Raw genomic sequence first — 15,704 nt, 5'->3', positions numbered from 1 at the left:
GTGTCCACAGTACGAAGATGGATCGGCGCTGCTTTTATAAATATGAATCTGCGGAGGAAGCTGTTTGCCGTCTTTTTTGTGGCCTCCATTCTGCCGCTGTCCCTGCTGATTTATTTCTCATATACCTCAATCCGCAATGAGCTTAGGGATCAGTCTTATGCGGCGATGATCTCCACCACTGCGCAGATCAACGCCAATCTTCAGAACAAGCTGGACTATTATGTGAAGATATCCAACACCCTGTTTCTGGACGGAACCTTGCGCGGCTATCTGACCCGCACTTACAGCGACAACCGGTTGTATTTGGAAGCCTACACTTATTTCGATAATCTGTTAGGCTCTGTCAGAATCAGCAACCCGGGTATTTCCGGCATTACCATCTACACAGCCAATACCTCGCTGCCCAAAGACAATGTGCTGATTAAAGCGCTGGATACGGATACGGGCAAGGACGGCCTGTTCGAAGCCCTGGATGGCACTTATGGAAATGCCGTATTCATAACGAAGTCCCTGGAGAACGGACAAGCACCAACCCTAATGCTGGCCCGTCTCTTGAATAATTACAGCCTGAATTTTCCTTATGGTATATTGTCTATGAACATTAATGAATCGGATATTTATTCGCTGATTGCCAAGGAAGATGAGAACAAAAGTATTTATATCGTGGATAGTGAAGGGAATATTCTCTCCGGCAAGGACAAAAAGGTGCTCGGACGGCCGCTCCGGCAGTTATTGCCCGAACCTTTTCCTGAGGAAGCCTCAGGGAGATTTGACAGTACCTATAACGGGGAACGCGTGCTAGTTGTGTATGACACGCTGAATTCCGGCTGGAAGACAGTAACTATTGTACCTTACAACAATTTTGCCAGTCTGGCCAAAGCCGCCGCCGCCCGCCTTATGCCTGTGGCCCTGGTCTGCCTGCTGCTTGCGGTCCTGCTCATTTATATGACGGCCAGGCTGTTTACACGCAGAGTCATTGATCTGCTCAGAATGATCCGCCGGGCAGAACGGACCGAATTCAACGGCCCTCCGCCCAAGATGGGGAATGATGAAATCGGCCAGCTGGGCCAGGCTTTCCACAATATGTCCGGGCGAATTAACAGTCTGATCAATGAGGTGTACAAGAAGGAGATTGCCAAGCAGAAAATTGAGATGAATGTGCTGCAAGCCCAGATCAATCCGCATTTTCTCTATAATACGCTGGCCTCCATTTCTTCGCTGGCCATTAAATATGAGGATGCCCGTATCCATAAGATGGTCACCGATCTGGCGAAATTTTATCGGATTTCCCTGAACAAAGGCAAGCAGATTATCTCCATCAACGAAGAGATCACCTTGACCAAGCATTATCTCGCCATTCAACAGACCCGTTTCAGCGGGCTGCTGAATATCCATTATCAGATTGACGATAGTCTGCTGCCCAAGCAGATCGTGAAGCTCACTCTGCAGCCGTTCGTGGAGAATTGCATCAATCATGCGATTTGGGATGACGAAGCGCGGCTGAATATTATTATCCGCGGTTATCCGAACGGGGAAGATATTGTGCTGGAGGTGATCGACGACGGCATGGGGATGCCTGCGGAGACAGCCGCCCGCCTTCCGGAACAGAGCCAAGGTGACGGCACTGGTGAATATTCCTCCGGTTACGGGATCGCCAACGTCAACCGCCGTCTGGCACTCCTGTTCGGTGAAGGCTATGGCGTGCAGATTTTCAGTGCTCCCGGCATCGGCACACAGGTCAGCATCCGGATCCCGGCAGCCGGAATCCCTGCCTGCTCTCCCTAATACATGATTTCTATTCGATAATGCGACAATCCGCCAATATTTCCGGTCTAAAACGCATACTATCCGAATCTGTAATTCGACGAATTACTCTACAGGGTACACCTGCAGCAAAGGAGTCTTCCGGGATATCCTGGGTCACAACGCTACCCGCACCTATCACGCATCGGTCTCCGATAGTAACACCTCCACACACAGTTACATTTGCTGAGAGCCAAACATCGTTTCCGATGCTAACGGGTTTGGCATAACACAGTGACTTCACATCACCGTGTTGATCAAGCATTTGTCGACGCTCAGATGCCACAAACGGATGAAAAGGTGTAACAATCGTTACGTTAGGCCCAAAACTGACATAATTACCTATCGTCACTCTTGCATCATCCTGCACAGTTAAGTTGTAATTTGCAAAAAAGTGACTGCCAATTTCAGTATGAATACCGTAATGAAAAAAAACAGGTCCTTGGATGAAGCAATGTTCTCCCTTACTGTCAAGTAACTGTGTCAGTATCGCTTCACGTTCCTCCGTCTGCTCCTCGTAAGTGCGGCTATATTGGTTGCTTAGATTATGAGCATGAAGTTTTATCGCTCTTAATTCGGTATTACTTGGACTAAACAATATCCCCTTAAAAATCCGTTCTTCTTCAGTCATTTACTCATCTCCTTAACTAGCACTCCATGAATTCCTTTCAAGAGTTGTCGCCGTTCTTCTTTTTGTTCTTCATTGGTCTGATTATATAATCCACACCTCTTATATCCATATTAAACATAATCCGACACGTCAAACTCTTTGTCTTTATAATAATATTTCCGATCCTCCTCCGTGATTTCACGGATAATCTTACATGGACTTCCTACCGCGATAACATTATCTGGTATGTCTTTGGTTACCACACTGCCTGCTCCAATCACCACATTGTTTCCGATAGTCACGCCGGGATTAATAACAACGTTGCCTCCGATCCACACATTATTTCCGATTGTAATCGCAATACCATACTCATACCCTGAGTTTCTGGAGTCCGGATGAATGGGATGACCCGCCGTATAGATAGACACATTCGGAGCAAACATGACATTCTCTCCAATAACAACCTTGCCGACATCTAGAATGGTGCAATTGAAATTGGCATAGAAGTTTTCGCCTACTGAGATATTCGAGCCGTAGTCGCAATGGAAGGGGGCTTCGATGTACACATTTTTGCCTGTATTGCCAAGGATGCTGCGGATCAATTCATCCCTTTTCCCAGTTTCGTCGGGGCGCAGTAGATTATATTCATGAATTTTCAGCTTGTTAGCGACCCTCTCTTCACTTAATCCATCCAGCCAAGCTTTGTACGGGAGTCCTGCAAGCATTCTTTCTTTTTGATTCATTTTCTGTTCCTACCTTTCTAGTGAGAGAAAAGACGACGCCCCCCAATACAGACGCAACACCTTGAATAAAGCCAATAAACGCTGTTCCTTTAGCAATCAGTTGTTCACCGCTTCAGTAAGTCGCCGATCTGTAAATCCTTCAATATATTTTGAGGAACATATTGTGCTTCAGAGACTTTTCGCTGGTTATAATCAGGCATAAAGAACCAAATCAAAGCTAACCCGGCTACAAATAGCGGGCACAACGCAAATAGTGATACGCGCCAGTTCCAGTATTCAGTTAGCATGCCACAGATAATTGGGCCAATGATTAGCACGCTAAAGTTGACAGTCTGTAATGTAGCGAGGCGAACCGGATACTCTATTTCAGGAACCACATCATTAAGAATCGAGAAGACAGAGTATTCATCGTTTTTCGGTTTTCATTCCTCACCCCTTTCATTAAATTTATATAAAGGCAAGTTTTATCTCAGCTTCTCTTCTCCACCAGATGGTATGAATAGGATAGGCTTTCTAGCGTCATTCTGATTAGACCATGCATGTAGTCCTCTTCCGGATGCTTGAGCAACGTAAGCTGTGGCATATGCATCTCCGGTATATCCTTTAGACACTCCTGACGAATCAGATCAATATCTGCAGGCTGCACCAGACTTCCTGTCAAAGCAATCATTTCCGGATTCATGACGGCGATTAGACTGCTTACTGCACGAGCGGCCGTAGAATGAAAGGTGTTTCGGTCATGCAACCGCTGAAATTGCTCTGCACGGGACATCCCATAGGGCAGGAAAGATATCTCTCCGGCAAAGCAAGTACTCCCTCTATGAATATGCCCGTTCACCATCATGCCTGATCCAGGGAAGCAGCCTTCGATAAAAGTCGCAACAGCAACAGACTTCTCTTCTTCATCTTCTTGTTTGTGGTAAAAGCCATACACAGTTAAATTCATATCATTCTCTAAAATAACCTCAACGCCATATTTCTCACGGATTAACGTCTCAATTTCAACATCTATCAATTCTTCAATATCACTGATATTCATAATTCCTTGATTAACTGCTCCGGGAACACCAAATCCTATAGCCTGAATCTTTGGATAGCGGGCGACAAGACGACCAGTTATTTGATCTATAGCGGCAAAATCCAGCAGCATATATTCCTCATGCCCCTGCTCCACTGCTTCCCCAGCCAAATTAGTTACCATAAATTCAATAGAATGCTTTTTCAATCCAGCTTTGATGATAATACTAGCAATATAAGCAAAATCCATATTGTATTGATATACTTTGGCTGGCCGCCCACCGCTAGATTCTTCTGTTGCATTCTCCAACACTTCACCTGTTGCTAAAAGTTCATTCAGAATGCTCCCGCATGTGCCTATGCTTAAACCTGTTGATTTTGCCACTGCAGCTTTTGTAGCCTTCCTATTTGCTTTGAGTGTCTGCCGGACAAGCTCCTGATTCATTTTCTTAACGCGCATCGTATTATTTGTAATTGGATTCATCATCATCCCCCTTATGTCAACACTTATTGCAACACTTGCAATAAGTAAAAACATAAACCATTATTTTTATTTTGTCTACTCTTTTCCATAAAAATGTACGCTTAAAACACCTCCAAGGTCATTATTTATGAATCGAGACCATCTCTTGGAGGTGTTTTGAAATAAGCCTTTTTATTTCTTCACTAACTGGTAAACCTGAGTAATTATTTTGTACCCATCCACTTTCCGTTCTTCTGTGTCAAGTTTGGAGATGCGGCGTTCCAGAACATTACTCTCATATATCGCTTCTGTTCCAAACGAAGGATGAACCTTAAGTTCTGCCGCTTCTGCATTAAGATTGTACCAGCGTGCAACGAGATCCCCCGTCTCCTCGGCGAACTTCAAAGTAGAGAACGCAAGCGGCGAAGCCTCTGAGTTCCAGCTTAGCCACTGCCCGGATACCGGCAATGTAACTCTATCAGAGTTCTGTCCGTTACTGGACACTGCAGCAACTCTGCTGGCAGGACCTTGTGTCTGGACAACTGTCCACGGAATCTGATACTGATATGCCTGTGCGTATGCACCGGATACTGCCCCATCACCTGTATAAGGAATGATCGCATATTCTACAGCCTGCGCACCCAAGCACTGTGCCTCCGGGGTTTCGAACACGCCCCAGTCTCCCAATTCGGAGGATGAGCGCAACAGCGTAACTGCTATCGTGTTCTTCCCGTCCAGCAGCACTTCATATTCATTCAAGCCCTTATTCGCAACCGCAAGCCCGTTCACTCCGTCAGCAACGCTGGCGAATACCTGCTGATGCTGGGCATTGCTCGGATTCACCCATTCCGCTGCAGGCTTGTTGCTTCGTCTGGCCACTTCAAAGACGGAATCTGCATAATGATGATCTGCGGCAAGGCCCGTAGGGAACAACGCTCTCAGCCTATGGTCTTTGGCAAGATTGTTGAAGCTTGTTCTCACCTGAAGCATTCCACTGCCGGCTTCGAGCGTATAACGCGTAGTCAGTACAAGCGGAACCATCTGCGCAGCACGCTTGGCCTGGCGTTCTGTAAATGGAACCATTTCACGTTTCTCCGTGAGGAAGGTTTCATCGGCGCTGGCCGGAATCTCCCAGCGCAGGACTGTCTCAACCACAGCACGGAATGGGGATTGCTCAACCCATGTAATTTCAGCCTGCAAGCCTTCAGTAGTGAGCGCGGCTTCGCCTTCCGGCTGGCGGTATACATATTCATTGCCGATATCACCTGTATTCTCATAAGCATTAAGTCCAGCGTATACAGCACCTGACGCCTTGTCTGTGACAGTGACCGTACCATTGTCAGCAACAGTAATACTCAGCTTGGCGTTCTCCATAGTGTTGCCCTGAACCTTTACGGCATCAAGTACGGCACTTGCCGTATCCGCTGCGCCGGCAACCAGTGCATACGTACGGTATCCCAGAGCGGCAATCTCCCCAGCAGGGAATGTAACCCGGACTTTCCGGGCCATATATGGCTGCCGGAAACGGTCCTTGGGAAGCTCGTATCCGAAATGGACACCCAGATCCTCAAGCTTAGCCGGATATACTGTGCCCTCTTCATCCATAACCTGGAAGGAATCCAGAGGCTCCTGGCCCAGTTCTCTCGCCAGGGACTGCGGAGTTGGCCCTTCAGGGAAATATTTCTTCGCCGTAATCAGCTCCACAGTAATGGTTCCGGTTCTTGGCCAGCCGCTCGTATTAAACACTGTAAACGGAACAGGGGCTTCTCCCCATGCTGCTACCCCGGCTACATCAATGGCTTCAGCCAATGCACCGGCACTCTGTGCTGCGATTGCTTCCGCCATCTGGCTGCTCTTGGCGAAGCGGGTCACCATTTCACGGTGCACTTCATCCACGCTGCAGCCACAGATACTGTCATGCGGATGATTTTGCATCAGCGTCTTCCACGCATAAGTCAGAAGATGATGCGGATAGGCCTGCAATCCTGCCAGTCCGGCAAACGCAGCGAGCGGTTCTGCAACTTTTTCGAGCAGAGTCTGGCCTGCCTGATTAAGCTGCTTCAGATACACCCGGGAAGATGCCGTATTGACCAGCGTCCCCCAGCCATCCGTATGCTGGCTGCGCAGCTCGCCTTCAACAGTCACCAGGTCTCCAGGAAGATTGTCTTTCAGCGCCTTCAGGTACAGGTCGAAATTCGAATGCACGAATTCAACGTCAGGATAGAGGATTGATGCTGTCTGAATAGCCTGTGACAGGTCGGTTTGAATAGGCTGATGATCACATCCGTTCATAAACAGCAGATGCGTGGTAGAAGCAAACTTCTCAGCGTCAGCGAGATTTTTATCCCAGTAAGCTTTCGCAAGGGCAGGATCGGCAGGAACCTCCATCCCGTTGCAGTACCAGTTGGCAAACAGCACACCAAGCACTTCCGAGCCATCCGGAGAACGCCAGATCATTTCAGAGTAAGGCGACTCATAGCTATCCATTTCACCGACTGTATTATTGAAGCCCGTTGGCTTAACACCACGCCCGAAGATTGCATTCGTAATTCCTGCCTGCTGCAGAATTTGTGGCGCCTGCCCCATATTCCCAAAGGAATCCGGGAAATACCCCGTTTTGGAGATGATCCCGAAAGGCTTGGCGTCCATGTGCCCGATCAGCAGGTTGCGGAGATTAGCTTCACCGCTGGTAAGGAACTCATCCTGCAGCACATACCATGGTCCGAAATGGATGCGTCCTTCACGGATATAATGATCCAGCCGCTCTCTCTGCTCCGGCCGGACCTGCAGATAATCCTCGCGGATAATCGTCTGTCCGTCCAAGTGGAAATAACGGTATTCCGGATCTTGATCGAGTGTATCCAAAAGCTTGTCCATCAATTCGATTAGCAGCATATGATGATGCTCGTAAGGCATATACCACTCACGATCCCAGTGTGTATGCGAGATGATATGCGCCGTTTTTTTATTGGTCATTTACGTATGCCTCCAATTATCCTTTAGTCGCTCCGCCCATACTGAACCCTTTGGACATATACCGCTGGGAGAACATGTACAGCACTACGGAAGGCATGGTATAGAGCAATGAGAAAGCAGCAAGTCTTCCGTATTCGACCATGCCATGACTGCCGAAGAATTGATAGATGGTAACGGATGCCGGCAGCTTCTCAGGTGTCTGCAGGAGAATATATGGCACGAAGAAATTGCCCCAGCTGCCCGAGAATGTGAAGATCGCAATGGTTGCAATACCCGGAAGCATCAGCGGAGCTACAATTCTTCTTAGTCCGCCCCATACGGATGAGCCGTCAATCCAGGCTGCTTCTTCCAGATCAATAGGTACGGAATCCATGAAGCTCTTCATCATCCAGATCCCGTACGGCAGGGAGGATGAAGTGAGAAAGAGCATAGTGGCAAAGATTGAGTTCTGTAATTTGAAGTAAAGAAACATCTGAAATACAGGAACCATAACCGCCGTAATCGGCAGAGCAGTCATAAACAGGATACTTAGCAGAAAGCTCTTTTTGAATCTCATCTCATATCGGGACAAAGGATACGCAGCCAGAACCGATGCGATTACGACCAGTGTTGCCTGCCCGCCAGAGAGAATTATACCTACACCGAACGAACGCAGATTACCGCTGTCTCCGAGCACCGCAGAGAAGTTATCCAGCGTGAAATTGGGCAGTCGTATGCCCTGTTGGGCATTTGTATCAAACGAAGCGAGCAGAATCCAGAGCAGCGGGAGCAGGAAACACAGTCCCAGAACAACCAGGATTCCATATTGGATATTACGTTGAAGCCTATGCTTGACCACAGTGATGCACCTCCTTCAGGGTTAGACCTTGACTTTCATTGATCTCATGTAGAACAAACTTGCAACAATTCCAATCAGCAGCAGCACCAGTGAGATGGCTGTACCATATCCGAATTGATAATTGACAAATGCCTGATTGTACATAAATACCGGCAGAGTTTGAGTAGCCGTTCCCGGCCCTCCTCCGGTCATCGTATAGATGAGCGTGAACACACCCAGTGTCTGCAGCGTGACCAGCATCATGTTAGTGACAATTGAACTTTTCACCATAGGAATCGTGATGTAACGCAGAATTTTGAAATTACCTGCTCCATCAATCGTAGCTGCTTCCTCTATATCTTTAGGAATTTCATCCAGTGCAGATTGATAGACCATCATTGAAAAGGCTGTACCATGCCAAATATTTGCGATAATTACACTAACCATCGGAAAGCTGAATAACCAGGATACCGGGCTAATTCCAAACCAGCCTATGATCTGATTCAAAGATCCGTTATCACTGAAGAAAGCAACCATACAGAACGCCACTACGATCTCTGGTGTTACCCAGCCCGCAATAACAATGATGCCGATGATCCGGCGGAAGGTTACATTCTTTTCCTTCATTAATAAGGCCAGAATGAATCCCAGGACAACCTGGCCGATTACTGCCGAGAAAATCAGGAATACTAATGTTCTCCAGACACTGATCCGGAAATCAGGATCTTGAAACATGTTGGTGAAATTCTGAAAACCGATAAACTGCAGATTTTGGGCTGCGCTCCCGGTCAGGGCCATATTGGTAAATGCAAAGCAAATGGTCAGAATTATCGGAACAATGAAGAATATCAGCAGCAGCAAGACAGAAGGCGTCAGAAATAGAAATGCGCCCCGCGACTTCCTTTTCATAGGTCACTCCCCCTCCAAATCCGAAAGAGGAGAATTTCTTCTCCCCTTTATACAGATTTTCAAATCTCTATTTAACTTCTACTTTGTCTCCACCAAGCGAGCGGGTTACATTATCCTGCAGCTGTTTTACTGCATCTTCCGGAGTTAGCTTGCCTGATGCAATGCTCTCTACAATACTCTGCAGTTGTGCTGATACGGTAGCATACTGATCATTAGCCGGACGGAACTTCGCCACATCCAACAAGGCTTGAGCCTCAGCAGTAAATGTACGATCCGTGTATCCTGCTACATCCACAGAATCATTACGCGGGCTCAGGTTACCTTCGGCCACTACACGGGCAGTAGCATTCTCCTTATTCATCAGGAACTCGACAAATTTCCATGCTGCTTCTTTGTTCTTCGACTGTGCCGGAATCGACCAGGCCCATCCGCCGGACATGGTGATTGCTCCAGGCTCTTGACCATTCTGCGTCGGGAATGGAGCGAAGCCCATTTTGTCTGCTACATTTTCGATAGGAGCCGCCCCATTCTCAAACCAGGTCGATCCTGCCCAGCTTCCATCAACCGCCATGGCCAATTTGCCTTGCGGGAAGAGCTGCTGGAAGGCAATGCTGCCAGCTTGCCCATTAAGGGCAACCTGCATGGTTGGTCCTGTTTTATCTACATTGAATACTTGATTGATAAATTTGAAAGAATCCAAAAGACCGGTACTGCTTACAACCCATTTCTTGGTTTCATTATCATAGAGCGTATCGTTCGTTCCATACAGCAGCATTTCCAGTGTCTGCATCGTCACACCTTCACCGCTCGATTTACCCACGATCAAATTCAGCGGAGTTACGCCCGGCAGCTTATCTTTGATGGTACGTGCAGCTTCAAGTACCTCTTCCCAGCTAGCCGGCTGGAAGGGAACAGCGATTCCCGCCTTTGCAAGCAGCTCTTTATTGTACCAGATGCCACGTGTATCTGAAGTAGCAGGGACACCATAAATTTTGCCGTCTTCCCCGGTTACACCGGATTTAAGGTTCTCAATGAACTTGCCCTTCCAGTCACTCCACTCGGCTACCTGCGTATCCAGCGGTTCAAGATATCCCGCTGCAGCATCCGATTTAATAATGGATGTATCTTCTGCCACAATATCCGGCGCTGTGTCAGGGGATTTCATCTGAAGAACGATCTTAGAAGTATAGTCGCCTTCACTGGCCAATACCGGAGCTATGTTGATTTTAATGTCCGGATTCTCTGTCTCAAATTTCTCAATAAGCCCGGATTTAAAGTATTTGGTCAGCGTATCTTCTGAACCCGACGAACGGAAAGTAATCGTAACCTCTTTCTTGCCACCCTCTGCTGCTCCTGAATTTGAGTTGCTACTAGAACATGCTGTTGTCAAGAGAAGAAGTGAAGCCATGGCTGCAGTGATTGTCACTTTCAATTTGTTTGTCTTCATTTGTCTTTGCCCCTTTTTATTTAATTTCATAACGCTTTCATAACAGGTCCGAAAATAACGGCTAGGCCGTTATCTTCACTGATAGGACAGTAATAGAGCTATTTCAATACCCGGAATCCGCAATAATCCATAATCAGTTCACTGAACAGCATGTTCGACCAGGAAAACCATGGACGGGTAAACTCCCGGGGATCATCTGCGGAAAATCCTTCATGAGTGAAGCCTGTATCCGCATCCGTATCCTGAATTAATTGCAGCAAACGTGCTTTTTCACTACGTTCTGAAGAAGTCAAACCCTGCATAGACAACGCAATATGCCAAATATATCCTTCCGGGGTGTGCGGGCTTCCAATACCTTCAGCAGCTTTTCCCTTATAGTAATAAGGATTATCTTCACTCAGGATAAACCTCCGGGTATTTCTGTATACCTCATCGTTCTCGTCAGTATAGCCCAGATAAGGCAACGCCAGCAGACTTGGAACGTTGGCATCATCCATAAGATTATAGTGGCCTTTGCCATCTGTCTCATAAGCATAGATTCTTCCATATACAGGGTGCGTGAAGATACCATGATCCTGAATGCCCCGGTTAATTTCATCTCCCAGTTTTTGTGCGGCGGTCGCCAGCTCAAGATCTGCATAAATCTCATTTGCGATTTCTTCCAGGTATCGGAGCACAACTACTGCGAACATATTGGATGGAATCAGGTAGCCATACTCACAGTTATCATCGCTCGGGCGGAAGCCGGACCAGGTCATCCCCGTATATGCTGTTTCACTACCTTTTCCCTCTCTAATCAGCGTATCCGTAAGCGGTGCATCCAAACGCTGGAACAGATAGGCCGATTGTGTCTCATGATGCTGCTCCACTCTCCATAACTTAATTATTTCAAGTGCAGCCCGATGGAAGCTCTCATCAAATTGGGTAACACAGCCGCTATTCTTCCACAGCAGATAACTCAGCTGAATGGGATAGGCCAGAGAATCAATTTCATATTTGCGCTCCCATATCCATGGACTCATCTCGGTAAGATCCGATTGATGTCCGTTGCCGTTTGGCTGTTCGTTGAAGGCATTCGCATACGGATCAAGCAGGATATATTTCATCTGCCGTCTAACCAGACCGGCAATCATCTCTTCCATCCCCGGATCTTCTGCCGCAAGCAGCAGATAAGGACGAACTTGAGCGGCTGAATCACGCAGCCACATAGCTGGTATATCACCTGTTATAACAAATGTTGTTCCATCTGGTTTTCGTGAAATTGTCGTTCCAATCGTATTAATAATGCAGTCCTCAAACATTTTTGCGAGTTTTGGTGAGTCAGTTAGCTCTCTTTTCACCTTTTCAATCAGACCATATACTGACTTTGGGATTTCATTCTGCAGTTTCAAGGTTGAAAGTGGCACCTCCAGATTGTTAATATATCAATTTCAAGCGCTTTCATCATAGTAAACAAATAATATTAATATGTCAATATATTTATTGGTATATTTATAATAGAATATGTCTTATTGATATATTGGTACTAAAATCAATGTAATATATTAAATCATATAACAAAAAAAGCCTTCTTTTTGAAGGCTTTGATTTCGTTCCCGATATAAAGCAATGCGCTCCCGGTCAGTCCTTTTTGACAGACGATACCGACTTTCCTTTGATTAATGCCGCCGGCAAAAGAATCCGGGTAATTGGCTGCTCATTCCCTTGCATATTAAGGACAATTTCGAACGCCTGCTTGCCGATTCCGAACTGGTTCTGCCGCATATGCGTAATCCGGCAACCCTCATGAGACTCAGGGCTGTCAAAACAAATGACGGACAAGTCCTCAGGTATGCGTAATCCCAGCTTGCCTGCCGCCTCTTCCACCAGCAGAGCAATATTATATTCCGCAGCAAACAGCACAGTAATATTGGGGAATTTCTCTAGATGCTCCACCAGCTTGTTTACATCATCTACGCGGGCTTGCGGATCAAATACATTCGGCATCGTAGAAGTAATCGTTTCCATCCATATTTCGCGATCCACCAGCAGGTTGTGCTCCACATGGGCTTCAATGATACCATCGATCCGTTCCTCTATTGTCGTTGTATTCGCCGGCGGCGGTGCGAGAAACCCGATATGCCGGTGTCCCAGTTCGAAGAGATAACGTGTCGCCTCTTTGGCCGCCTGAACATTATCAGTACTGACTGAGGAGGCTGGTATCCCCTTCAAATACCGGTCGATCATAACAAACGGAAACTTCTGGATCACCAGCTTCAATATTTCGGCACTGAAGTATTCTCCTTGTGCAGGGAAGATGATCAGACCGTCTACCCCAAGTCCCAACAGCTGTTGGATCGCCTTTTCCTCTAATTCCGGGATCCCGAAGGACCGCCGTACAACAAGGAAGCAGTCATTCTCCCGCGAAGCTTCTTCCATCCCGTATATAAGCTCTGTACCGTACATATCACTGAAGTTCGTAATTACCAGCCCGATAATTCTTTTCTTGCCGGCTGTCCGGACGGTCTGCTGGTTGTCATATGGTTTCAGCAATGCAGAATTCGAATCCGCTACAAATGAGCCTCTGCCCGGCTGACGGATGATCAATTGCTCATCGGCCAGCATTTTCAGCGCTTTTTTTGAGGTAATCCGGCTGACCCCAAACTCACTGCAGAGCTCTTTCTCAGACGGGACCCGGTCTCCGATCTTATATTCATTCCTTGTTATCCGCTCCCGAAGCGTTTGAAAAATCATTTCGTACATCGGCTTCGAACCTGAGTCATTGGCCATAATCAAGTACCTCCATTGCAACTCTCTCTCTTAATGACATAACCTAATATACCATGTTATATTAGGAATGTGAAGAATGGTTTGTTCCAATAGTTGTTAAAATCCATTCATATGAACAACCAAATACAGAGCAGATTGAGATAACAGTCTCTATCGCCGGCTTACTTTTACCAGACTCCAGATCGCTTAGTCTGCGCATCCAGACGGAACGCCCTTTGGTCCAGAGGAATCATCAGACATAATAAAAGAGCCCCTATAAGAGAACTCATAGTTCATCACCCAGAAAATAGCGATCTCCACCTGCGTTTTTATAGGCTCTAATAACATTCAACATTGCCTGCTTTTGTCGCTTACTTAATTCAATATCCGTGCTGTACAAACCGGTTCCAGTTAAACGAATTATTGTCTTCTCTGCATTCGCCATTGCTCTAATCATTTTTAAGTCATTACGGAAAACTGTACTTGAATAAACTTCTTGTACATCATAAAGTGACATACTTCCTCTAACATAATCATTGATATTATTTATGCTAAATAACTGGTCATCAGCTCTGATTTCGATCCAATTAGTGCCTATTTGATGGGTCCCTACATACTGCACTACAAATTCCAAATTCGACACTTTTCCATTGTCATTGGAAAAGTAAAGATAAAAATCGCTCTTACCCTTGTATTGCTCGGTTGTTTGAGCATAGTAGAACGAAACATCTTGTACCTCGTCCCTTTCTTCAACCAATCCGGATACCGCTTTTGCAATTTCCTCCGGTGATTTTGTAGGTTGCGGTTGATTGCCTTGCTCATTTGAACTACAAGCAGATAAAGATATGACGATAAGAACACAGAATATTAGTTTTTTAATCACCTTAGTTTCATAGCCCCCTCAATTGCAGTACCACTAGCAAAACTAATTCTCCACTAAAAAGCAGGAATTTTTCTAGACTATCTAATCATGCATTTCTATATATCAAGCCTCCCAAGAAATATCAACTTACCAATTATATTCAACAGATAGGTTTTGGAATAGGCTAGGAGCATCTTAGTGCCTAAACACGATCCAAAAAACCTGTAATAGGGATATGTATTGAGCAGCAGCCAGCGTTGTTCTCTTTGCACCAAAGTTTCGTACCTGGGCATAACACGACATACAGTTACCTACAAGAATTAAGTTCTAAACTTAGAAATTGAAACAGCGACAGCCAAGGACAGGAAAAAAAGTTCTAGGCTGTCGCTATTATATCAAACTAACGTATCCCGATAGCGCAGATGACTTGGAAAAGCCCATTTGAGTAACGTTCCCACCTTCACGAACCTTCACGGGGCTTTAGTCTTCTCTTTCTCGATTAATCCACAATTACTAAGTTTTCATAATGTGAGCCATCGCCGATGTTATCAGCGGACAGCCATTCAAAATATCTTAATCCTAGTTTATTTGCGATAAAATAAGCTGGAGGCTCTTCACCAACATATTTCACTAAATCAAATGCTTTTCCAAGTCTTCAATTGAATTACCTTGCTCAATAATTAATTCTCTAAGTAGAACTATATCAAGCTCATCTTTCTCAATAATTAGTTCATCAGTCCAATCGCACTTATATGTAGATATGATTTCATCCTTCTCAAAAATTGATAGTTCCCATCCGTGATCTTCCATATATGAATAATGAACTAATAAGCCTGGATTTAGTGATACAATCGATTTACGGATACCAAATCCCGGTCCCTTAACAATAAAAGTCACCCAACCATTAGACTCAGGGAAAACAAATCCTTTATTGTTTGAAGCTCTAATTAATTCAACGACTTTTTGCTGATCGCTTGTCTGTAAATGATAACTTGCACTAAATTCGCTCATCATTCAGCTCCTAGTGAGTTTTTTATACCGTACCACCACGTTCACTTTTCTTCGTTATTATTTAAGAACATTGGAAATAGCTCAATATGTAGAGTATTCGCGAAATCATTAAGCTATCCTGCCCGTTCGCTTAATCAAACGACGCCAGTCTAATACTTTCTTCATCAGTTCGATTACTTTGATTTCTTTGGATAGATAGTTAATAGGTTGTTTTAGATATCCCTCATAATCTGAGGAAGTTTCATGGCCTCAACCAAATGGTTTTATGTTTGTTCCTATATTTGCAATATAAGCGGCC

General features: G+C 45.7%; 14 protein-coding genes. 1 reads left to right on the top strand and 13 read right to left on the bottom strand.

Going from position 1 to position 15,704, the window contains the following annotated elements; all coding sequences use genetic code 11:
- Positions 1-1,785: a cache domain-containing sensor histidine kinase gene (locus AC0LWN_RS14330; protein WP_474666351.1), complete on the top strand. Its 1,785-nt coding sequence runs from the start codon at positions 1-3 to the stop codon at positions 1,783-1,785.
- A gap of 10 nt (positions 1,786-1,795) precedes the next feature.
- Here the strand turns inward: AC0LWN_RS14330 and AC0LWN_RS14325 are convergent, their stop codons facing one another.
- The 13 genes from AC0LWN_RS14325 to AC0LWN_RS14265 all read right to left on the bottom strand — a co-directional run bounded on the left by AC0LWN_RS14325 (position 1,796) and on the right by AC0LWN_RS14265 (position 15,406).
- Positions 1,796-2,434 carry a sugar O-acetyltransferase gene (locus tag AC0LWN_RS14325; protein ID WP_474666349.1) on the bottom strand — a complete coding sequence of 213 codons (639 nt, stop codon included), beginning with the start codon at positions 2,432-2,434 and terminating at the stop codon, positions 1,796-1,798.
- Positions 2,435-2,544: 110 nt separating this feature from the next.
- The gene (locus AC0LWN_RS14320; protein ID WP_474666347.1) at positions 2,545-3,156 is read right to left on the bottom strand and encodes a sugar O-acetyltransferase; all 612 of its coding nucleotides are present in this window, start codon (positions 3,154-3,156) and stop codon (positions 2,545-2,547) included.
- A gap of 104 nt (positions 3,157-3,260) precedes the next feature.
- Entirely contained in the window at positions 3,261-3,545 is a 285-nt protein-coding gene (locus AC0LWN_RS14315) for a hypothetical protein (RefSeq protein WP_474666621.1), read from the bottom strand.
- Positions 3,546-3,625: 80 nt separating this feature from the next.
- Positions 3,626-4,657, bottom strand: a complete 1,032-nt coding sequence (locus AC0LWN_RS14310) for an ROK family protein (RefSeq protein ID WP_474666345.1) — start codon at positions 4,655-4,657, stop codon at positions 3,626-3,628.
- Positions 4,658-4,828: 171 nt separating this feature from the next.
- A complete protein-coding gene (locus AC0LWN_RS14305) occupies positions 4,829-7,612 on the bottom strand; it encodes an alpha-mannosidase (protein ID WP_474666343.1) in 2,784 nt (927 codons plus the stop codon).
- A gap of 16 nt (positions 7,613-7,628) precedes the next feature.
- Positions 7,629-8,450, bottom strand: coding sequence for a carbohydrate ABC transporter permease (locus AC0LWN_RS14300; protein ID WP_458966525.1), 822 nt, complete (start codon positions 8,448-8,450; stop codon positions 7,629-7,631).
- Positions 8,451-8,471: 21 nt separating this feature from the next.
- Complete coding sequence (locus AC0LWN_RS14295; protein ID WP_458966524.1) at positions 8,472-9,338, bottom strand: carbohydrate ABC transporter permease; 867 nt, start codon at positions 9,336-9,338, stop codon at positions 8,472-8,474.
- Positions 9,339-9,405: 67 nt separating this feature from the next.
- Positions 9,406-10,785, bottom strand: coding sequence for an extracellular solute-binding protein (locus AC0LWN_RS14290; protein WP_474666341.1), 1,380 nt, complete (start codon positions 10,783-10,785; stop codon positions 9,406-9,408).
- Between the two features lie 98 nt (positions 10,786-10,883).
- Positions 10,884-12,176: a glycoside hydrolase family 125 protein gene (locus tag AC0LWN_RS14285; RefSeq protein ID WP_474666339.1), complete on the bottom strand. Its 1,293-nt coding sequence runs from the start codon at positions 12,174-12,176 to the stop codon at positions 10,884-10,886.
- Between the two features lie 229 nt (positions 12,177-12,405).
- Positions 12,406-13,554 (bottom strand): GntR family transcriptional regulator, encoded by a 1,149-nt coding sequence (locus AC0LWN_RS14280; RefSeq protein ID WP_474666337.1) that lies wholly within the window; start codon positions 13,552-13,554, stop codon positions 12,406-12,408.
- Between the two features lie 61 nt (positions 13,555-13,615).
- Positions 13,616-13,753 (bottom strand): helix-turn-helix domain-containing protein, encoded by a 138-nt coding sequence (locus AC0LWN_RS14275; protein ID WP_474666335.1) that lies wholly within the window; start codon positions 13,751-13,753, stop codon positions 13,616-13,618.
- Positions 13,754-13,819: 66 nt separating this feature from the next.
- Positions 13,820-14,416, bottom strand: a complete 597-nt coding sequence (locus AC0LWN_RS14270; protein WP_474666333.1) for a hypothetical protein — start codon at positions 14,414-14,416, stop codon at positions 13,820-13,822.
- A 609-nt stretch (positions 14,417-15,025) separates the two neighbouring features.
- Positions 15,026-15,406 carry a hypothetical protein gene (locus AC0LWN_RS14265; RefSeq protein ID WP_474666331.1) on the bottom strand — a complete coding sequence of 127 codons (381 nt, stop codon included), beginning with the start codon at positions 15,404-15,406 and terminating at the stop codon, positions 15,026-15,028.
- Positions 15,407-15,704 lie beyond the last annotated feature (298 nt).

Source organism: Paenibacillus sp. sgz302115 (assembly GCF_056120445.1).
Note: the sequence above shows the minus strand (reverse complement) of the source record. Positions and strands in the feature narration are given on the sequence as shown.